The sequence below is a fragment of the Pseudoalteromonas luteoviolacea genome (assembly GCF_001696455.1).
GTDB classification, from domain to species: domain Bacteria; phylum Pseudomonadota; class Gammaproteobacteria; order Enterobacterales; family Alteromonadaceae; genus Pseudoalteromonas; species Pseudoalteromonas luteoviolacea_C.
In genome coordinates this window covers 1652086-1671972 of record NZ_MAUJ01000001.1, presented here as the reverse complement: position 1 = coordinate 1671972, position 19887 = coordinate 1652086, and the positions used below count along the sequence as shown (strand labels likewise).

The following is a 19887-nucleotide window of genomic DNA, read 5'->3' as shown; positions in this document are numbered from 1 at the left end:
TTCTGAGCTTAATCGGTTTAAAAGTCTTCACCACAGTTTTAACATTCGATTGGTTGTCAGCGTTAATGAAATCTATATAAGCTTAGCAGTTAAAGTATCAATAATCGCATTTGAACCGAATCACCATAACATTTCATTACTCAATAGTGACTACCTCTTAATTCTCGAACCATATCACTCTATTTGTGGATACAACATATGACCATCAAATTCGAACCTCTAACCAAGCATGATACTAACTACTCAAAAGTTATAGACCTTTTTTTTGAAGCTTTTCCAAAAACTCAACGGCTACCTCCTTGGATTGTTAAATATAGAATGAGAAATGGTAAAGCGGGTTTTTACGCTCTATATGATCAAGACCTTTGGGTGGGATTTATTTATGTTAAAGAGTATAAAAATATTGTCTTTGTAAAATTTTTTGCAATATCAGAGTTGCGTCGTTCTGATGGCTACGGAAGCAAGGTTATGGATTCGATGAAAGATAAATATTCCGAGCAAAGAGTTGTTTTGAACATTGAGGAGCTTGACGATTCAGCAGATAATTTTCAACAGAGAATTAAACGTAAAGCTTTTTATGCAAAAAATGGATTCAGTTCTACAGGGTATATTGTGAAGGAACCCGCTGAAAGACAAGAAATGCTTATACGTGGTGGGACGATATCTAAAGAAGAGATAGAGGCGATGTACAAACATTTTTTGGGGAGTCTCCTGTACGCTTTGCTAAAGCCTGAAATTCTGGAGATTTAAAGGGACATTGTCCGTTTCCTCGTCATAGTAATCAATTGAGCTAAATTCCTGAGTTACATTAACGGGGTAATCACGTCTAGTCGCTTATGGCACCTGCGCGACGGTTTAATTTGATCAAACTTAGTTTTCGAGTCTGACAGTTCAGGTTAGGATATGTTTAGATATGTATAAGCGCCTCTTTGAATTTGAGGCGCAATATGCAAGACAGACAAAGCTAGCCTTCGCAGAGTGTGTCCATTATTGAGTAGCTGACTTTCCCTTTATTATCTTCGGGGGAGCGGTCGTTTAGGTTCAGATATAAAACGCCCGTATTTTCAGCAATAAATGATAGTTGCTCACCGATTTCAAATATGCCATTTCTTGTGCCAATCGTGCCGATCAGTTTCCCAATGTTGACGCTTTGGTTTTGTTTATTGTGCAAAAAGCTGTCATTGTCATTGCTTTGATCGATAGGGAGCCCATTCACGGTGGTGTTTTTTGTATCTGCATTTAGCGAGATGGGATGATTCTCAGCAGCTTTGGCCGAGATACAGTAAGGCTTTCCTTTGTTTAATTTGATATTCGTCCCATGCCATTCATGGCAAAACCTTCTGTTTTTATTTAAATCATATATCTGGCTCGTGACCGGTGCTTCAGCTGCATTACTGTCGGCTTTTAGTGTCTGTTCACAAGATTGGTAAGATTCAGTATTGATGTTTTCCCAACTGTACCAGATTTCACCAGATTGATTGTTTGATGATGCTAGTGTTGGCCGTGTGATTTTAAACCACAGGTAGCGACCGAAAAAGGTGCGCTTTTTCAATGTAACGATAAAGGGTTCCTGCTGTACTAAGTCAGGGGAGAGTTGCTCCCCAAACATGGGCCCAGTAGGCATGCTATCGAAAGTTTTAAATGCAAAGTTACCACCCGCTTTTTTGGTTAAAAAGTAAATTTGCATAAACTCTTTTATATCATTGGCGGTAGGTAACTTGATTGGTTTAAGTGTGGCAAACTCTAGTGGCTTTGCATTTTTTAGATTTGGATCACCACTACTATTATGCTGTGTGCCAGCGTGTTTTTCATCGTTGTTATCAGAGGGGGGAGTCGTGTCATCGTCCACGTTGTCAGCAGTTTTTTTGATATTATTCTGGTCTTCGTTTGAGCAACTCATTAAAGCCGGTTCAAGCGAACATAACACCTTGTTTGCTTCTTCCTCCACGTGTTTCCAGTGTCGTTGATGTTCTGTTAAGTAATAGTTTTGTTGCACTGAAAGAGAGTCTATGGACGTTAATGCCATTTTTAAGGCAGCCATGGACTGGGCAAAGTTATTATGACCGAGCACTATTGATTGGGTTTTATAAACCTCTAAATTTTCCCATGCTTGCAAGGCTAAGTAGGGGTTATTAAGCTGCTCACTTAAGCCACGATAGTTGAGATCTTCAAGCAATTTTTTCTCTGAGTTCGCATATTCAGCGATCAGTGCCGCGATAATTTTTTTGATATCTAAGTCGGTTTCGACTAGCTGTGTTTTTTCGATGGTTTTATCGCGAACAAAGATAGTGGTCTTGGCGCTTTCATTATCTTGATCATGAAATGGACCGTTTGTTTGAATGGTCAATTCGATGTCGTAAACACCTGGTTTGGTGAGAGTATGACTACAAGTATCAGCTTCACAGCTTGCAATAATGTCATTTTGAAAGTGGAGCGTAAGGTGATGGCTGGTGATTTGTGAGAGCGAACCCGCACCAGCTGTACTTTTTTTGCCATCAAAAACGACAGTATCCAAAAGCTGAAACACACCTTGTTCATTGTTTGTTGAGATAACGGCCTCAGGCTTGTACCCACCGGTAACAAAGTAATTCATAGCATTGCTAATGTAGCCTTCGCCAAATAAGGGAACACATGCAGCCAGTGCGCCAAATATTGATAGCCCCACAAGTCTAAACCGGGTGATAAGGCGCGGTTTTTCATCTTGGCTATTGGCATTGTCATCAGCCATATTCTTATCCTTAAAATTGCTATTATTGTTTTATGAATCGGATTTGTTTTGGCTACTTTTAATATTTTCTAGCAATGTTTGTTGCGCTTCTCGTGCTTGTATACTGTGTTGAAATACTTGCCACGGCTCAGGTGCTTGCTGTTGTGGTTGGCTGTCTTTGGCTATATTTTTATTGGCTGAAAACATTATATTGGCCACTTTACTAAATGAGAAAAGCCGCTTTAACACGTCAAACCAAAACGGAGAGCCTAACCCAATTAGCATGCCCGTGACGAGGGTGGTTACTATCCAAATTAACCACCCTAAGCCAAACTGCTCAACTCCCATAAGAATTGAGTCTCGAAATGCCATGACATATGCCTCAAGATCAAATGGCTTTGCTTCATTGTCAATAAAGGGCTGTTTTGGCCATCCATAGGGGATTTGTAAGCTGTTAATTTCAGCTAACATCGATTGCAAATTAGCGGAGGTGTCTGGATTATGCGTCTCTTGCACGAGTGTTTGTGCTTTTGCTACCAATGATTCACTGACGCCATTTCGATACTGAAGTGAGTCGACAATGGTAATGAGGTTTATATTCATGGCAAAGGCCAAAAAAATAGACACCCATATATTCACCTTTCTGGCGTGTTGTCGATAGTATTCACTATATCGCTCGCCAAACTCTTCAAATCTGTACGCAATATCATCGAAAAAGTACTGCGCATCTTTCTCAATACTGGTATAGATCTGATAGCCAATGTCTGTTTGTGCTAGGCCACGCATAAAGTCCAAAGTACTGATTTGCTCTTTGCTATCTTTCTTATCCATATTACGCACAAACTTGTCTGCGGCCCCTTGCTCATCATTTTTTGCGTAGGGCTTTAATTCTTCTTCATAGAATGTATGGAGCATGTTATTCAGCTTCCGGCTGCGAGTATTTAATCTACGATTAATTAATTCAACTAACATAGAGCTCAGTGAAGAAAACAAAAACATAGTGAGTGACACTGCCACAATGACTGAAAATATTTCCATATTCGATTTCTTTTTGATGAGTTATAGAGATTTCTTAATACATTACGATAGTTTGAATTTTACACAACCGGAAACCGATTTTTTATTTAAATTAAGTTAACACTCAACTTTTACTCTAAACCCTTATCTAAAAATGTGGGTTACTCTAAATGTGGCTGATATACCGCTGGATCTGAGGTCAACCCTTGCATCCAAAATTGACTCAGCTGATTAGTATCAGGCAATGTCCTATTTACCATTTCGGTATCGTCAGAAGAAAAGGTCTGGGCTGCAATGTGCCTACCAGCGGCCTGAGCGGCTGTCGTTTTTTCAATGCGGCGTTGATAAAAGGCTTTGAGTGCCTTTTTTAGTGGTAGATCATGGGTTAATACTGTAACCAAATGCCACGCATCTTCGAGGGCTTGGCATGCACCTTGACCTGATGTTGGTAAAGATGCGTGAGCGGCATCCCCGATCAATAAAAGATTCTTGTTATGCCAGTGAGGTAATGGCGCAAGGTCATGTAAAAATATGGGTTTAACGTCTGCTAAATAGCGGCTTTGAATTGCTTGTCGAATTGCATTGGGCCAATCTTTAAAGCGATGCGTTAGTTCTGTGGCCCAATCCACCGAGGTCTTCTCTTGGTTTAAGGGCTCCGGCCAGGCTGCTGCCCAGTAACAGGTCCCTGGATGTGAAGGCACGATACCAAAGCGCTGGCCGCCACCACGATACTCAATAATTGTGTTAGCGAGTTGGGTGCTCAGGGGGCTCGTACCAACAATATTAATGAACCCTTGATATTGAGGTTGGTAATGTTGGCCAAACATCAATTGTCGCGTTGTTGAGCGCATTCTGCCATCTGCGCCGACAACCAAGTCAAACTGGTCCATGAACAAATGCAACGATTGTTTGTCGACTGGATATTGAAATTGAATTTTAATGCCCAAACTTTGTGCTTTTTGATACAAGATTCGCATCAGGTCTTGTCGTAAAATGGTCAAGCTGGGGTAGCCACACGCTTTGTTTAATTGCTCAATATTCATTAAGGTTTGCGCATTCCCATATTTATCAATACTGCACATCGTAAGCGGCTTACCACTGATTTGCATCACCTCTTCTAACAGGTTCAGTTGGTCTAACACAAAGGTGGCATTTGGCCATAAAGTAACCCCAGCACCTATGCTAGCGAGGGTATTTTTTTGCTCGAATACCGTGACATTATGTCCGTGCTCGGTTGCTAAAATAGCGAGCGCTAATCCTGCTACGCCAGCACCTACAATTGCAATGTTAATTTTCATATCTATTCCTCTTGTCTGTTGGCGAAATTATTTCAAACACTGAATTTGGGATAAATATGATATTTTAGGTTTCACAATCCTATTCAATGAGATAATAAGGGTGCTTGAAGAGATAGAAATAAAGTGGTTAGTCAGTTTTAAAGCGATTTACGAAAATTGCAGCATTAAATTGGCGGCTGAAAAGTTACATTTACCGACTTCCAATGTAAGTCGACATCTGGCGTTATTAGAGGCGCAATTGAACGTACGTTTATTAGAGCGTACGACACGAAAGATGCACCCAACCATTGCAGGTAAGATGTTGTTTGATTCCTTGACGCCGAACTTATTAGCCATAGAAGAAGCCTTAGTCTCGGCTAAGCAGGGTGGCGAGGTAGTCGCAGGTCATCTTAAAGTAATGACCCCAGATTTACCTTTTATGGCTGATATAGTTGCTGAGTTTGCTGTAAACCATCCGCAATTGCGATTTAGTTGTGATACACAGCTCAATCCCAAAGAGGGGCTGCTAGATGGATTTGACGTTGTGCTTACTTTTAATCGGGGGCAATTGGATGACTCTGGCTGGGTTGCAAAGGAGATGTGTCGCTGGGCAAGTTGTGTTGTGGCAGCGCCTTCGTTACTAGATAAGCACACAAATATCGATACGCTCGAAGCACTGAGTAAACAGCCTTGTATTACAACACATTCTGTTATGCAGGGGATGCCATGGCGATTTAAAGAAAACATCACACTAAACGTACAATCTCGGTTTAAAGTTAATAGTGGGCATATGGCAAAGTCAGCAGCGTTGAAGGGGATTGGCTTTGCATTGCTACCTCTGCATGCATGTGCTGCTGAGATTGCATCCGGTGAACTTGTCAAAATAAATTTAAACAATGAGCCAGAAGATTTGGTTTTAAACGCATTTTACTCAGGTAAAAAGCATGTGCCAGTCAAGGTGAAACGCTTCATCGAGCACGTGCAATTGGCGATTAAACAGCTTGAGTGAGCGTTGGTACGCTCACCGTGATTAGAGGCTAGAAGTTGTTAAAAAACGCCAACTGAGTAGGATGCTTTAGGGCTTTGGGCCTGATTTGTTGCACCTGCTTGATGATTTGCTCGTTTTCATAGCCCTGCTGCTTCATAAGTAGGCCAATAACTAGCCCTGTTCTGCCTGAGCCACCTTTGCAATGCACAGCAAGCGTGCCTTTTTGCTCTAATATTGACATGATCGCGGCGATATTGGCGTTATACGCCTGTGTAAAGTCAACATTAGGTGCGTCATCATCTGGTAGAGGCAGTTGAAACCACTGCACCCCTAACTTTTCACAAGCCGTTGGCAAGTCCTCAGCGTTGTGTTTTTGCATCTCTGTGTCGTACATTAGCGTGACGATTGCTTGCGCACCAGCCTCTTGTAAATGACGCACGGATGCTTCCAGTGCGACTTCCTTCGTACCCGGGCAGGGAGTAAAGATAAATGTTGTACCATTGTCTAACGTTAACTTGTCAAAAGGGTGAGTTTGCATACAAATCTCTCAATTAAAAATTAAGGGTTAAACCAGTGCTTGGTTTTGTTCACTATTGCAACCAGCGATAACATAACTGGCACTTCTACTAATACGCCAACCACGGTCGCAAGCGCTGCGCCTGAATGTAAACCGAACAGTGATATTGCGACAGCTACAGCCAACTCAAAAAAATTAGAAGTCCCTATCAAACATGCAGGGGCTGCAATATTGTGTTTTAACTTGAGTTTCAGTGCTGCAAAATATGCGATAAAGAAAATACCGTACGTTTGCAATATTAAAGGGATTGCAATGAGCACGATATTAAGTGGTTGCGCAATGATGGTGTTGGCTTGAAAACCAAACAACAAAACCACCGTTGCCAACAATCCAACGACAGAAAAAGGTTTGAGCTTCGAGAGCAAAGCATTTATTGCGTCGTCATTCTTGCCTGAGTTATTTAGTCTTTTTCTGGTGAAAATACCTGCTACAAGCGGCATGAGTACATACAACACCACTGAAACAAATAAGGTACTCCATGGAACATGAATATCTGATACGCCTAGCAACAACCCCGCTATAGGCGCAAACGCAAAAATCATGATGACATCGTTTACCGAAACTTGTACCAGAGTATAATTGGCATCGCCTTTGGTCAGTTGAGACCACACAAACACCATGGCAGTACAGGGCGCAACGCCCAGTAAAATCATACCTGCAATGTATTCTTGAGCGGTTTCTGGAGAGACATAATTAGCGAATATACCCTCAAAAAATAGCCAGCCAAGCGCTGCCATCGAAAAGGGTTTAACCAACCAATTAATAACAATCGTGAGGACCAATCCTTGCGGGTTTTTACCTACTTCTTTAATCGTAGAGAAATCGATTTGCACCATCATTGGGTAAATCATGACCCAGATAAAAAGCGCAACAACCAAGTTCACATTAGAGATGCTCAATGACGCAACGACTTCAAAAAGCGCTGGAAACGCAATGCCGAGCCCCACACCGAGTGCAATACTTGCCGCGACCCATACAGATAGGTAACGCTCAAAAATACCCATTAAAATACCTCTTAACTACATAGATTTGAAAAACGAGTCGGGCGATCGCCCATCGCATTGAGTCGTGCGAGTTGTTGCTCAATAAAGCGGGGTTCGTTTATGACTGTCGAAGTGATGGTGTGTTTCATCCACTCAGGTAAGGTTGGGTTGAGAGAATAAAACACCCACTGATGATATTTTCTGTCGGATAAGATGCCGACTTTTCTCAATTGTGCTAAGTGACGAGATACTTTAGGCTGACTTGGCTCATCCAGAGCTGTCATAAGTTCACAAACACAGGCTTCCTTTTCCACAGCAATGATCAGTAAGGTTTTCAACCTCGTTTCGTCTGCCATTGCTTTAAAGAAAGCAGTTGGGTCAACTGTTGCTGGTGGCTGTGGTGCACGTTCTAGCAATAAGGATTGTATTTTTTCGTTGATCTCTTGCAGTGTTTTTTCAAATGGATTGTCGCCAGAGCGTGTTTTCGGTTCTTTTATGTCCCACGCTAAGCAATTTACGCCATTGACTCTACCTTCACATTCTTTGGTCGCACTACTACACAAAGTGATGACGTAATCAAAGTGCATGTGTGTAAACTCATCGATATGTTGTGAATTGAGGCCTTCGGTATTCAGACCAAAGTGCCCAATGGCTGTCAGTGTACGAGGGTCAACGCCACTGGGCTCAGTACCTGCGCTATACACTTCGTATTGCCCTTTGCCATGGTGTTTTAACAGTACTTCTGCCATTAAAGACCTAGCTGAATTCTCGGTACATAAAAACAAAACTTTCACATCAGTGCCTTTATCAAAAGTTAGTACATAACAAATTTGTTATATGCTAACTTTGTTATGTACTACTCGCAAGCGGTTTTTAGAATCACAAGTGTTTATAAATTTCGCAAAGAGCAGAAAGAAGGTAAACAACCCAATTCACCTTGCGCTTTGCTGGTAACCCAACAAAGCACATGCCAAAAGGGCTGCCAATTGAATTTAAGTACTATTTAGTGCTTGTCGATTTGACGGGCCGCAAAATTCCAAGGCGTTGATTTCGGGTAGCTTGAGTTTGCGCAGCAACTAGAGTGGGCAAGAAGTCATGCCTTGGTTGACGGTATTACTTTAGTTGCTTCTGGCAGAAAGTTTGGTCATGGATTTGTATCTGCAGGCTTTACCAAAATGGCAATGGGTAATGCAGGGTTTGATACGGATAGTATTGAGTCTGAGGCAATTGCTGGTCGAACAATTGTTGCCGCATTAATTGGAGGTACGGCGGGTTCTCTCACTGGTGGTAAGTTTGCGAATGGCGCGACTACTAAATGCAGCAGCTACGAATTATCGGAAAAAATAGCTGGTTGGAGGGATGCGGAAAGGGCTGTTCGTAGCCGACTTAGAGAGGATGAATGGACTACAAAGTGAATTGAGCAATTTTTAGTGGTTTGTTTCTGCTTTGAAACATGTCGAGATGTAGTTGTGGTATAAATTAAGATGGGTGTCGTGTATCTACTATTCTATATTTATACACCTTTTATTGATTCATATGTACTGTGTTTCTGGCGAGTAGCTAGAAAGGGTTAATAACGAGTGACAAAAATGAAAAAGAATATTTTAACTGTGCTTTTAGCTTACTTTACTATGATTGGTAATGTTTTTGCTTGTGAAGGTAATAATGACAAATTAAATATCTTTATGCGAACTGTGAAGCTGAATAGTGATTACAGTGATTTTGAAATTTTTACCCAAAAAAAATTTAATGGCTACTACCTTAAGGGAGTTACTTTAGAGCTAAAAAAGGAATTGATTGTTGATTTGGAATTCAATGAGACACTTGAGTTCTCTGGCAGTTACTATCAAACCAACCTTTCTATGTCAGATAAGAGTTTTAGCTCTGCATACATTTACTTAAATTATAGTAAGTTAAATGAATCAGAAAATAAATTCGTAACGTGTATTGTACCTGAAAGGTATAAGCTATCTGAGTTGAGGACTGTACCTTGGAATTAGAAGAGTTATAAAGCCAAGGAAAGCCAACCTACTAAAATGGCGCATGCATAAAGTAATTAAAGAAGGCCATTGTAGCCGCACCTAACAACTTTGGAAATACACAAATTGACGAAGACATAAATGGAGTATTAATATCTGTCATGTTTAGTATTTTTAGGAGTTTGCATGATTTTTTGTGGTTTTGTTGATTATAGGTGCATTATTTCTTGAAAGTTAAATTGCCGTGCATGAAAAGTTTTTAAAGCGGATATTAAATTTTTAGCGCTTTCGCTTCGCTCAATTTTAGTCCGCAATTATTAACCTGTTAATCGAAGTTTTTTAGGGGGCCATAGTGAAAGCCTTTTTAGTTCTAATATTATTTTGTAGTTTTAATGTGCACGCTAACTCATTTGTTGCTCAAGGAAAAATCGAAGAAATAACTTTAGTTGATGGGCGTGAACTTATGGTTGAAATAATGCATCAACCTCACAAAGATGATTGTCAAGGTGAACGATTCTATCTTAATGTACAAAGTGAAATAGAATTACAGAACACCCTAATGCTTTTAAACACAGCTTTAGCAAACAACTATACAATTACTTTACATAATAAATCTGGGGCTGAATGCACAAGTGGAAAAGTCTTATTTGATATATTAAAAGTGCGGACGTATTAAAAAATATAATAATTTTCTCAGCATCGGATGCAAAAATGCTAGCCTGCGCTCTTAAATTACTCATTTTATGAAACGATTTCTCACCGGCTGTTTTTAGAGTTATACGTTAATTGAAGTTTAGTCATAAGATTGAGTGCCCTTAGCTTTATATTGTAGAGCGACTCAAAGACATCGATGAAATTGTGCTTTATTTGATTAAAGGCTTAGGAATCACCGTTTCAAGATTCATCAGAATTGAGGGAGTATGCTCTTATATGAAGAGCAATACTTATCAACATGGTAAGATAAATCTTTTTCGGCTTATCACTTTTACCATAATAAAAAATAGCCACTAATGTGTTTATTTTGTGCTCTCGTAGCCTATCACGCCGGCCAACGTAAACATCACACAGCCAGCTAGTTTGTCCGGCCATTGACTCTGATTACTTTTTTGGTTAAGCCAGTTCCCCATTTTGCCTGAGAGCAGTGCGATAGAAATATCACAGCAAAGGGTGATTAGAGTGTATACCACACCGAGCACCATTAGCTGAGCAGATACTGGCGCACCTTCGTTAGTCACAAACTGAGGTAAAAAAGCTAAAAAGAACAACGCTGTTTTTGGGTTTGTGAGCTCCACTACAAAACTTTGTTTCATAATGGCAAAGTTATTTGCTTTGGTAAGTGAGGGGTTACTCTCTGCTTGCTCTTTTGGCTTAAAGTATTGCCAGCCTAAGTATACTAAGTACACAGCGCCAGCAATTTTTAATCCTGTGTAAGCAATGGGGGAGTATTTAAAAATGGCAGCTAATCCTAGTACCGTCGCAATTACATATACAAAAGAGCCAATTGCCATCCCGCTTGCTGCTGATACTCCAGCACTTGGGCCTTGACTTATACTGCGCGCCATAATGTACAAAATTGAAGGGCCAGGGGTAATACTCAGTAAAAAGCAAACGACAGAAAAGGCCGCGAGTATTTCTAGTGAAGGCATAGCGAGTCCTTATTTAAAATCACTGGTTTCTAAGTATAGCGTTTCAGGATTTGCAAAATCAGTCAATTCAAATGTTGTAAATGGTCGGTTTGTTGAGCTGCTTTGCTCAGTTGTATGCCCTGCATCATAGTCACATTGGGCTTTTGCAATTTGATCAAAACTCGGAGATTTCCCAATTTTATGTACGAGTAAACAGGTGTTATTGCCAAGTCCAAGTGCATAAAACTGCCCGTTTTGTTGTGATGTACTCACAGGTTTATTTAACAAGACGTTTTGAACATGAAATGTGATGTCCGTATATTTAACTTTACCTGTACGTTCAAAGTGACCGATAAAAATATCGCCTGAAAATTGCGTGAGGCTGCCAGCTCTCAGTTCGTTTAGAGAGAATGTCTCTGGTCGGACGGTTACCAGCGTATTCGCTTTTAAAAAAGGCATTAATTGCGCTCTATATTGGTTTGGCAGCTGCGCTTCAAAAATAAATTGTACGGCGTGTTTTCCACTTGGCATCGGCAGGTGGGAGGCATATATGCGATCATCAACTGAAAATAAAACCATACCATGTAAGCCTATAGAATGGTCATGCGCTCGCACAGCGCTACCAATGCAAATCAGTAAAAAGCCAATAAAAACGTTTTTCATAGGAAGCTATCAAAATAAAAAGTGTTAGAGGTAGTTTAGAGTATGCTATTTTTAGTTCTAAATCGTTTCTTAATTGTGGTTATAGATTCCAAAATGGAAATAGCTGATTTACACAAGTTTATCGTTATCGCGCAGCAACAGAATTTGCAAAAGGCTGCCCAGATCCTCGATACCTCACCCAGTGCATTATCAAAATCTTTAAAGCGGTTAGAAGGCTCTTTACAAGTTAAGTTGTTTGACAGAGTAGGCAAGTCATTACGTTTAAATGAACATGGCTTGATGTTGCAGCCTAGAGCTGTGGCTTTGACCAATTTAGCCGAAGATACCAAAACACAGTTAACGCAAGGAAGTAACGCCATTAAATGTGTTGTTGCAGCTTCGAGTATTTTGCAATTCAAATGGGCAAGCGTTTTAGCACGTCAAACCAACTCGAATGAGCACATTACGTTAATTTTTGACACGCAATATGAGTCAAATGCTGTGCATAAATTACTCGCAGGGGAAGTGGATCTAGCCATCGTAACAGGAGAAGTTGTAAAAGATCTGCCAAATGATATTCACTTAACAAAGCTCGGCGAACTAACGATGCAAATAGCTATGGGACAGAGCCACCCAATGCGAAAGCACAAAAGCATCTGTTCAACACAGTTAGTTCAATATCCCTTTGCAGCGCCTGATACGTCGCCATTTTGCGGTGAGCAAAGAGGAATAGGGTGTGATGGTTGGCTGGCACCAAAAGTAGGTAGGAATATAAAGTGGGTGGTTAACGACTATGCCGTACTTGGTCAACTCGTTAAAAGCGGATTGGCGTTGGCATATTTGCCTGATTACATTGTTAGAGAATGGCAATTATGTGAATTGCCTGAGTGCTCTGAAAATTTAGAATACACCGAGCAAGTTTATTTGCTCAGCCATGAATCAGCGCCATCTTGGTTAAATCAGCTACTAGAAGACCTTAAAATGGGCTGATATAGCTGTCTGCGATTGTGTTTAAACCGGTGGAGTTGGGAAAGTAAACACTCGCTGTAAAAGCAGAATGAATAGGAGCTTATATGCGATTAATAGCTATCTGTATAGTGGCGTTAGCATTAGGGGGGTGTACTTCTTCAATAGATTACACTGGTTCAAAAGAAGCGGTTCATTTGACTAATCAATGCTTTTACATGAAAAAGCCAACTTTTGTGTTCGAAGGAAGGTGTGCGGATTTGACAGGAATTAACAACAATAGTGAATTTTGCAATGGCATACAGGTAGTTGGGGAAGGTGGATTTCCTAAAAGCTGGGACGCGTATGTGCAAATCAGCTCTTCATTCGACAAAGATATGTTTGACAGGCTCGCTTTTGAAAAGCAAAGGTCAATGTTGGGGTATCTTGATTCTGGTGAAAAGATCGTCATTACAAGAGTAGTACATCATGGATGGGGAACTGTAGGGCGTTTTTGGGTTGTGAGAGGCGAGGTGGTTTTAAATGGTCGGGCTATTGAAGTTGAGCTCCCTTCTTCTTACATTGTTCATCATGCACCATTTTGGCTAGATGGTCGAAAGAAATCAGTGCCATTTATAGATTCATCATTCGTCAAGCGCTGTGATAAATCAAAATAAAAATTCATACGTAGACTTTCCTTTGGCCGAGTTGGATAGTACCTATGGTAGATACCACTAAAGATGAATAATAAAAAAATATTTTTCACAATTGCGTTAGGGTACCTGATTTATGTTGGAAGTTTGATTGTTGACTTTCAAGCGTCAGATTTATTGAGTTTGATTTTTGTTTCACTCGTATATTTCTATTGTGCCTCAAATATTATAAGTTTTTTTAGAGGAGGAGCGATTAGAGTATCTATGGTCGAAAAGCTAACAAGTTCCTGTAAAGACGGTGACGCGAGATTGATGGCTGTTATAGCGTATTCTATCGTGCTGGTTTTCATCATCTTATTTGGTTTGGTAAAGATTTGTAGTTGGATATTTTAATAAAGTCTTCGGTGGCAGTATAAAGCCAATCTAAAGCGCTTAATATTAGGTACTTTTTCATTCCTTGTTGCTTTCCCCCAATTGCCGTACACGCCTATTTGACGGTTGCGGTCGTTTCTATTGATGAGTGAGTCAATGCAGAGAGCTGCATTCAATCTGTAAATGTGATTAATTGTAATTGCATGTAATACCTTTTCCCTTCAATCAGTGCAAGGCTTATAGCGTATCTAAACCTTCATATATCAGTAGATATGGAATCATTTATTGTTGGCGCAGCCACATGAAAATTGGGATATTGCAATGAAAACACAATTTAGCAAGTTCATATTAACAGGTGCCTTGGTGTTCTCGGTAACTCAGCTTACTGCCTGTTATAATTCAGGGAATACGGTATCTTCCGCCAATTCATCCTCAAATAATATTACTAGCGTTCCTTCAAACACTTATGATTGCTTAGTTGACCCTGAATGGATCACTAACCCTTCATTCCCTATTGAAGTCAAAAAGAGTGGTCCTGATGGTTCATCAAACTTTTGCGACTTTTATCAGTTTTCGACTCAAGCATATTTATACTTGATGTCACCATCATCAGAAGATGCGTCATTGCGCAATTTTCAAGTAAATGCTCACTATCCGTTGCTGGAATTTAATGATGATGCCATAGGCAGTCCAGCTAACTCTTGTGATGATATAAAAAGCCCAAAGACTTTGCGTACATCGTTACAAAAATCTTCGATTTCCACAGGTCAAGCAGGTGGAGGCTCTACGATATATGCTCAGGACGGTAACGTTGTTTATTACGATGTAAGATTTAACCGATCTTTGTGTGATTTGCCAGCTAGCGCGGTAGAGCTGGCAAAGCGCAACATTATTAACTTCCCTTCGGGAACCACTGAGTTAAAGTTCGCATGGAAGGTACTTAGTGACAGTGAAAAACAAGCTAATCAGTTTGTTACTCAGCAGCAAATCATAGAGGGCAAATCGCAGACATTGGGTTTGCTAGGTATGCATATTGCTGTGGCCACAACAGATCATCCCGAATTTGTGTGGGCAACCTATGAACATAACACCAATTCACCCACATGTGATGCTCAGGGTACTCAAGACACGCCATGGTTGTTCGCCAGCCAATCATGTACAGCAAGTTTACCTGGCAGTGCCGAAAGCGATAATGCGTGTCAATTTAATCAACCAAAAGTGACCAATGGTCCAGCAACGGGTAAACCCACTAATATTTGCGCGGTTTATCCCTATGGTACCGCTTCAGGTGATCATAAAGCCGCTGAAAACTTAGCCAACATTGTATCTCAGAATTCGCATTTGTATGGGTCGCTATCGGCTACAAGCGCCCCAATGCCTATGCAAATTTTGAATAATTATTTTAATGTTGGTGCTATCTGGGTGAGTGATACCTCTAAAAGCTCTGGTGGTATTGGTGTACCAAATGAACGAGGTTCTCTGCGTTTGGCTAATAGTGTTGCTGAAACCGACTTTCAACATGTTAATTTGAATAACAATTTTTCAAGTAACTGTTTTGGATGTCACCAATATTCAGGTACCAGCCAGTCCATGAGCAATAATATTACGAGCCAAAAGTTGAGTCATAGTTTTATTGATATTATTACTGGTCAAGGCAAAGCAGCTGATGTTAATGCGATTAGCCAAATCCCATCTAACGCGCAAGCAGCACGAATTTGTGGAGGAAACCCGTCCGCAGATAACGATAAAGAGCGTAAGGGGACATGTAAAAATGCCAGAGGTTACCTTAAGTGGAATGGAAACTGGACGAATATAAATCGCTCTGCTGGTTCTGTTTGCGGCTGTGAGGTTGAATAGTATAGGAGGGCAAGGCGCTCACGCTATCAAACATCGTAAGCGCTTTGCAAATATAATCCATTCAAGGCTCATGCCCAATTAGCTATGGTTTACTTCCATGCTAAGTGTGAAAATATAATTTTTGTGCCTTTAATTAGATAAGAAATTAAGAGCATACATGAGTGGGTAGGATATTAAATTAAATGGACATTTATGGAGATGCAATGTCTTCCATATGCAAAAATAATGGTAAGTATGACTCATAGAAGAAAACTAATAGAGTACAAGGGCTTATGTTAGTTAGCTTGTTAAGAGTAAAATATCAGTAATCTTCAATGTGTTTTTTCTAGCAATCTTATTCTATTCAACCAAGCACTGTTGATCATTTTACGACATTGGTTCATCAGGTGCGGATTTTGGATGTTCGGTATCGTTAATCTACGTTGCGCGCCACTAGTTCTTATGAGTATTGTTTTTAATTTTTATTGGGGTTTAGAAATTGCAAAAAAATGGAATGGTGACGTTTTTAGTTTAACTGTATATACAATCAATATAATTATGTACCTTTTTTACTTTACACTGGTCTACTTTTTCTGACTGCGTAATTCTCTTAATATCTATTCTAGCGCCCCTGCAATTTGCGATGCAGGGGCTTGATTAATATTTTAATGGAAAGATAGACCCCACATTAAAACACGACCGCCGTTGTAATAGTCACTTGTGCCGGTAGCGGCGATTCTAATTTTTGACGTTGTGACAGGTGCAGGTAAAGAGAACTCTTGTCTAATCCACTGCTTTGAAGGTAATGCATTGAAATTAAACGTTCCTTTGTTGACCCAGCCGTTATTCTCCCATACTTCAAAGGTAAAACCCGTAGCGCGCGTTCCTTGTCCATTGTTATAGGTACCAAACTTAAATGATTGTAAGGTAAATGTTTTAGTAAATTCTATATTGAATCCCATTGGAAAGGGGAGGCCGCCGTCATCAGATTGCACGTAAAGCCCTTTGTTAGGATCGTTGGAGTCTTGTAAAAAAGACTCATCGATAGCTCTAGAGTAATTTAATCCTGAGCCTGAAAATATCGCGTCAGCGGTCATATTCAAGGTGCTACAATAGCTAGGGAGTGGCGAAGGGCAGCTAAAGTTTGCTGTAAAGTCACCTTTGTCTCCATTTGCGCCATACCATGTTCCCGATATAAGACCTGAGGCATTTTCAGCACCTACAAACCACTTTTCTCCCGAGTTATCGCGATATACAAAACTATAACGAGCTTGAGATCCTGCTCCTTCAAATAAGTTTTGTGCTTCTTCACGTTTGCCTGTTAGAAGTGAGTTGGTTGATTGCTCCATACCTGCAATGACGTCACCCGAAAAAGACACACCAATCGACAAAGAATGGGTGTTGTTATCCACACCATCTAACACTTCATCATAGGTAATTACAGCTGTATCAGTGGCAGAGACAATCGTAGATGCGAGCATGAATGTTGTGGCAAAAGCAGATGTAGAGAGAGATTTTATCATTATTTAATTCCTGTAAATGACAGATTTAATCTATGCAAAAAATGCACTTGAATGGGCCAATTGCAATCAAGTCAAAGTCATTAATTTGCAATCTGGCTTTAGCCAACATACACCAAAACTAAATAATAATTAATCCTTCATTAAAATATTCACATGAATGACATTGACTGTTTTACCTATTTATCGCGCGATATAAGGATTATTGGCAATGATTAAATTTTCCAAAGGCATTAGGAAGGTAGGGGTAAATAATATAAAGAAAAATACGCTCAGTTTTTGTCATTAAATGCATATTTACTCTAATCTGAATAAGCCCTGTGACTTAAGGGCTTATGATTTGGCTTACATTGCTGCAGTCTTTTAAGAAATGGTTATGTCCTGTTTATTGAACTAAAAATAACCCTGATATAAATCAGGTTAAATCAGGAACTGCCTCAACTTTAATGACTGTGTTTGGAGATGCCACTATGTCCAGTCCATTCGTGCTGCCTGCAACCGTAATTTTGAATGACAACGTATCACCTGCTTGAACTTGTAGTTCACCACATTCTTTTAAAAAGTATTTTTTACTATTACTTTTCATTGTTTGTAAGTTAATTGAATTTGCCACATAGCTGTTACTTACGGCACTGTTGGTTAGGATTGTAAGTTCTAAATCACCATGTTCATCGTCAATATTGTGTAGCTCCAAATGACATTGAAACTTAAGCAACCCCGAGAATGGCGCTGAAAACTCACCAGTAGAGCTATTGTACAAACCTAGGTGGTCTGAAGCGACCTTATCGAATGTAAGCGCATGTGCTTGAGCATTGCCAGAAACATTACTGCGCGTTTGAGTTAACGCTACTTCGCTAATCATGTTAAAAGGAGCAATGCCGCTGTTATTGCAGGTCACTGGAAAGGCTCGCGTGTTCTGAACTTGTTCAGTATGTATCGTGTAGCCCTCAACAAAATTGCCTGAACTACGTAAAAATACTTCAGGGTAACCTCCATTGCAGGCCCAAACTTGCAGAAATGCTGTTTGCAGTGCTTTGAGATAGTTGTCCTTTATTACCACTTCATTGATACCTGAAGTAAGTTCAGCCACGCGGACGGTACTAAAGTATTTAACTTTACCTTCTACCTTGTTTCCTTGAATTAAAACACCATTGAGTGGAACGCTATCAGTACACCAACACTTATCATGGCTGTTGTCACTGGCAATGACGTATCGTCTTGAATGATAGAAAGGGTGTTGTGTGTAACTGATACCCCTGTCACATCTGGAAGCGCACGTTTTGAGACACCAATGGCGTAAGTTACTGCACTATTCTTATGGATTATTACGGCATTTGAGATACTGCCACCACCATATTGTAAATCTATGTCTACTAGACCATTACACGAATCCCTTTTAATGATGGGCCCAACGATAACATTATTAACAACCTGAGATTTAATCGCTCTGCCTTGGCAGTTTTCGAAGGTGGCGCCAGGGTTTACCGTAAAGGTGGCATCATGTTTTTCAGTAACATCTTTCATAGCGATGTAGATTATACCGTCAGCATCACGTATAGGACTGTAGCCATTAGAGATAGATGAAATGTGTGCAGAGGAGCCAATTACTACGTGTTTAGTGTATTCGGTATTGTTAGTCCCTTGGGCTATGCTCAGTCCTGTCGTAGGGTATGGTTGTTCAGTGCTAATATTTTGTATTGAGCCATCAAAATAAAGGCGTGCAAAAACACCACGGCAGTAGATACCCATTGCAAGGCCGTTTTTGACAATGGTGTCTTGCGCTATTTTAATAGTGCCATTGCCCGGCATTCCTGTACACTCGAACGAGACAACACGCTCAATAATGCCTGCGCCATCAAAGCATATTCCTTCGATAAAGTGATCACTGCGCGCTTGAGGAAATCGAAAGTGATGTACGCGAATTTGTCCACTTGCCTTAAGAATACAATCACCATCGCCGATTAAAACAAGCGGGTATGAGCGAGTCAGATTCGTGGAGTATACGTTTTTTAAGCCTGTTGAAATCGAAACTGCGCGGTTGAGCACATAAGTACCGCCGGCACCGTACAGCACTCGGTTTGGGGCAGACTGTTGCCATATAAGCGCTTTTTCAATGTGCTCGGAACAGTCCGAACCATCATTCCTAGCACCCCATTGTTTAATGTTATGCACACCAGATGAAAACAACCCCTTTGCGATTAACCCACCTGTATTGAGTGCAATATACTCCCCATTGTCTGGGGTAATGGCATTGTCTACTATTACGGTATATTGGTTTCCACCCCCATCCAGCGAGTTGTGATAACCCAGTGTCGTAACGACGTCACCGACACTTAGTGAGGCACTTCGCATCGCATTAACATTGTCAAACACCTTGGTATTTTGAAGGTTACTCGGGGCTTCTGTTGCAAGAGAACTCGAAGCTGCCACGACACCAACACCTGAAATACCGGTAATACTGACTTTTTTGATAAAATCTCGGCGATTTTTACTTGATAAATCCATCATGAATTCTCCATCGTTCTAAGTTGAAAAAAAGCTCACCAAAACTTACGGTGGCTTAAAAAGCTGAATTTAGCTCAGGACCATTCATATTTTAATATTATTACTATGAATTAATTCCTAACACTTAAAGCTTGGTAAGCAAGGCGTTTTTCGATAAGTGCGAGTGATAGTTTGTGCTTAGGTATGCCATGCACCTATTTACGACAGATTACTTGGGCGGCATATTTTTATTGCGGGATATTCTTTTGACCCTGTAAGGAT

The 19887-nt window shown here is 40.4% G+C and carries 19 protein-coding genes; 8 read left to right on the top strand and 11 right to left on the bottom strand.

What is annotated here, in order from left to right; genetic code table 11:
• Window positions 1-198 precede the first annotated feature (198 nt).
• Complete coding sequence (locus A7985_RS07080) at window positions 199-750, top strand: GNAT family N-acetyltransferase (RefSeq protein ID WP_065789711.1); 552 nt, start codon at window positions 199-201, stop codon at window positions 748-750.
• A 214-nt stretch (window positions 751-964) separates the two neighbouring features.
• Here the strand turns inward: A7985_RS07080 and A7985_RS07075 are convergent, their stop codons facing one another.
• From A7985_RS07075 to A7985_RS07065, 3 genes are all read right to left on the bottom strand, one after another.
• Window positions 965-2728: a hypothetical protein gene (locus A7985_RS07075; RefSeq protein WP_065789710.1), complete on the bottom strand. Its 1764-nt coding sequence runs from the start codon at window positions 2726-2728 to the stop codon at window positions 965-967.
• A gap of 30 nt (window positions 2729-2758) precedes the next feature.
• Window positions 2759-3745 carry a hypothetical protein gene (locus tag A7985_RS07070; RefSeq protein ID WP_065789709.1) on the bottom strand — a complete coding sequence of 329 codons (987 nt, stop codon included), beginning with the start codon at window positions 3743-3745 and terminating at the stop codon, window positions 2759-2761.
• A 140-nt stretch (window positions 3746-3885) separates the two neighbouring features.
• Complete coding sequence (locus A7985_RS07065; RefSeq protein ID WP_065789708.1) at window positions 3886-5022, bottom strand: FAD-dependent monooxygenase; 1137 nt, start codon at window positions 5020-5022, stop codon at window positions 3886-3888.
• 100 nt (window positions 5023-5122) lie between these two features.
• Here A7985_RS07065 and A7985_RS07060 point away from each other — a divergent pair, with 100 nt between their 5' ends.
• The gene (locus A7985_RS07060) at window positions 5123-6010 is read left to right on the top strand and encodes a LysR family transcriptional regulator (RefSeq protein ID WP_065789707.1); all 888 of its coding nucleotides are present in this window, start codon (window positions 5123-5125) and stop codon (window positions 6008-6010) included.
• A 28-nt stretch (window positions 6011-6038) separates the two neighbouring features.
• On the opposite strand, the gene A7985_RS07055 is transcribed toward A7985_RS07060, so the two are convergent.
• From A7985_RS07055 to A7985_RS07045, 3 genes are read right to left on the bottom strand one after another with little or no spacing between them, the layout of a single operon-like run.
• The gene (locus A7985_RS07055) at window positions 6039-6527 is read right to left on the bottom strand and encodes a phosphatase domain-containing putative toxin (protein WP_065789706.1); all 489 of its coding nucleotides are present in this window, start codon (window positions 6525-6527) and stop codon (window positions 6039-6041) included.
• A gap of 20 nt (window positions 6528-6547) precedes the next feature.
• Complete coding sequence (arsB, locus tag A7985_RS07050; RefSeq protein ID WP_065789705.1) at window positions 6548-7570, bottom strand: ACR3 family arsenite efflux transporter; 1023 nt, start codon at window positions 7568-7570, stop codon at window positions 6548-6550.
• A gap of 11 nt (window positions 7571-7581) precedes the next feature.
• Entirely contained in the window at window positions 7582-8343 is a 762-nt protein-coding gene (locus A7985_RS07045; RefSeq protein WP_065789704.1) for a metalloregulator ArsR/SmtB family transcription factor, read from the bottom strand.
• A gap of 306 nt (window positions 8344-8649) precedes the next feature.
• On the opposite strand from A7985_RS07045, the gene A7985_RS07040 reads away from it, so the two are divergent.
• The 3 genes from A7985_RS07040 to A7985_RS07030 all read left to right on the top strand — a co-directional run bounded on the left by A7985_RS07040 (window position 8650) and on the right by A7985_RS07030 (window position 10204).
• Window positions 8650-8964, top strand: a complete 315-nt coding sequence (locus A7985_RS07040; RefSeq protein WP_065789703.1) for a hypothetical protein — start codon at window positions 8650-8652, stop codon at window positions 8962-8964.
• A 174-nt stretch (window positions 8965-9138) separates the two neighbouring features.
• Complete coding sequence (locus tag A7985_RS07035; RefSeq protein ID WP_065789702.1) at window positions 9139-9549, top strand: hypothetical protein; 411 nt, start codon at window positions 9139-9141, stop codon at window positions 9547-9549.
• Between the two features lie 331 nt (window positions 9550-9880).
• On the top strand, window positions 9881-10204 hold the full coding sequence (locus A7985_RS07030) for a hypothetical protein (protein WP_065789701.1): 324 nt from the start codon (window positions 9881-9883) through the stop codon (window positions 10202-10204).
• Window positions 10205-10544: 340 nt separating this feature from the next.
• On the opposite strand, the gene A7985_RS07025 is transcribed toward A7985_RS07030, so the two are convergent.
• Both A7985_RS07025 and A7985_RS07020 read right to left on the bottom strand, forming a co-directional pair.
• Complete coding sequence (locus A7985_RS07025; RefSeq protein WP_065789700.1) at window positions 10545-11174, bottom strand: LysE family translocator; 630 nt, start codon at window positions 11172-11174, stop codon at window positions 10545-10547.
• Between the two features lie 9 nt (window positions 11175-11183).
• Complete coding sequence (locus A7985_RS07020) at window positions 11184-11816, bottom strand: hypothetical protein (protein WP_065789699.1); 633 nt, start codon at window positions 11814-11816, stop codon at window positions 11184-11186.
• Between the two features lie 93 nt (window positions 11817-11909).
• Between A7985_RS07020 and A7985_RS07015 the strand changes: the two genes are divergently transcribed.
• The 3 genes from A7985_RS07015 (at window position 11910) to A7985_RS07000 (ending at window position 15622) form a co-directional block, all read left to right on the top strand.
• On the top strand, window positions 11910-12785 hold the full coding sequence (locus A7985_RS07015) for a LysR family transcriptional regulator (RefSeq protein WP_065789698.1): 876 nt from the start codon (window positions 11910-11912) through the stop codon (window positions 12783-12785).
• An 83-nt stretch (window positions 12786-12868) separates the two neighbouring features.
• Complete coding sequence (locus A7985_RS07010) at window positions 12869-13417, top strand: hypothetical protein (protein ID WP_065789697.1); 549 nt, start codon at window positions 12869-12871, stop codon at window positions 13415-13417.
• Between the two features lie 669 nt (window positions 13418-14086).
• Complete coding sequence (locus A7985_RS07000) at window positions 14087-15622, top strand: mannan-binding protein (protein WP_141685280.1); 1536 nt, start codon at window positions 14087-14089, stop codon at window positions 15620-15622.
• Between the two features lie 644 nt (window positions 15623-16266).
• On the opposite strand, the gene A7985_RS06995 is transcribed toward A7985_RS07000, so the two are convergent.
• The 3 genes from A7985_RS06995 to A7985_RS06985 form a co-directional block, all read right to left on the bottom strand.
• A complete protein-coding gene (locus A7985_RS06995) occupies window positions 16267-17124 on the bottom strand; it encodes a hypothetical protein (protein WP_065789694.1) in 858 nt (285 codons plus the stop codon).
• Window positions 17125-17536: 412 nt separating this feature from the next.
• Window positions 17537-18211: a hypothetical protein gene (locus A7985_RS06990; RefSeq protein ID WP_065789693.1), complete on the bottom strand. Its 675-nt coding sequence runs from the start codon at window positions 18209-18211 to the stop codon at window positions 17537-17539.
• 50 nt (window positions 18212-18261) lie between these two features.
• A complete protein-coding gene (locus A7985_RS06985) occupies window positions 18262-19629 on the bottom strand; it encodes a hypothetical protein (RefSeq protein WP_141685279.1) in 1368 nt (455 codons plus the stop codon).
• Between the last annotated feature and the right edge of the window lie 258 nt (window positions 19630-19887).

Excerpts from the sequence above, each read along its gene's own strand:
- A7985_RS07080 (WP_065789711.1), top strand. The coding sequence starts at position 199 with ATGACCATCAAATTCGAACCTCTAACCAAGCATGATACTAACTACTCA.
- A7985_RS07075 (WP_065789710.1), bottom strand. The coding sequence starts at position 2,728 with ATGGCTGATGACAATGCCAATAGCCAAGATGAAAAACCGCGCCTTATC.
- A7985_RS07070 (WP_065789709.1), bottom strand. The coding sequence starts at position 3,745 with ATGGAAATATTTTCAGTCATTGTGGCAGTGTCACTCACTATGTTTTTG.
- A7985_RS07065 (WP_065789708.1), bottom strand. The coding sequence starts at position 5,022 with ATGAAAATTAACATTGCAATTGTAGGTGCTGGCGTAGCAGGATTAGCG.
- A7985_RS07055 (WP_065789706.1), bottom strand. The coding sequence starts at position 6,527 with ATGCAAACTCACCCTTTTGACAAGTTAACGTTAGACAATGGTACAACA.
- arsB (WP_065789705.1), bottom strand. The coding sequence starts at position 7,570 with ATGGGTATTTTTGAGCGTTACCTATCTGTATGGGTCGCGGCAAGTATT.
- A7985_RS07035 (WP_065789702.1), top strand. The coding sequence starts at position 9,139 with ATGAAAAAGAATATTTTAACTGTGCTTTTAGCTTACTTTACTATGATT.
- A7985_RS07025 (WP_065789700.1), bottom strand. The coding sequence starts at position 11,174 with ATGCCTTCACTAGAAATACTCGCGGCCTTTTCTGTCGTTTGCTTTTTA.
- A7985_RS07020 (WP_065789699.1), bottom strand. The coding sequence starts at position 11,816 with ATGAAAAACGTTTTTATTGGCTTTTTACTGATTTGCATTGGTAGCGCT.
- A7985_RS07015 (WP_065789698.1), top strand. The coding sequence starts at position 11,910 with ATGGAAATAGCTGATTTACACAAGTTTATCGTTATCGCGCAGCAACAG.
- A7985_RS07010 (WP_065789697.1), top strand. The coding sequence starts at position 12,869 with ATGCGATTAATAGCTATCTGTATAGTGGCGTTAGCATTAGGGGGGTGT.
- A7985_RS07000 (WP_141685280.1), top strand. The coding sequence starts at position 14,087 with ATGAAAACACAATTTAGCAAGTTCATATTAACAGGTGCCTTGGTGTTC.
- A7985_RS06995 (WP_065789694.1), bottom strand. The coding sequence starts at position 17,124 with ATGATAAAATCTCTCTCTACATCTGCTTTTGCCACAACATTCATGCTC.
- A7985_RS06985 (WP_141685279.1), bottom strand. The coding sequence starts at position 19,629 with ATGATGGATTTATCAAGTAAAAATCGCCGAGATTTTATCAAAAAAGTC.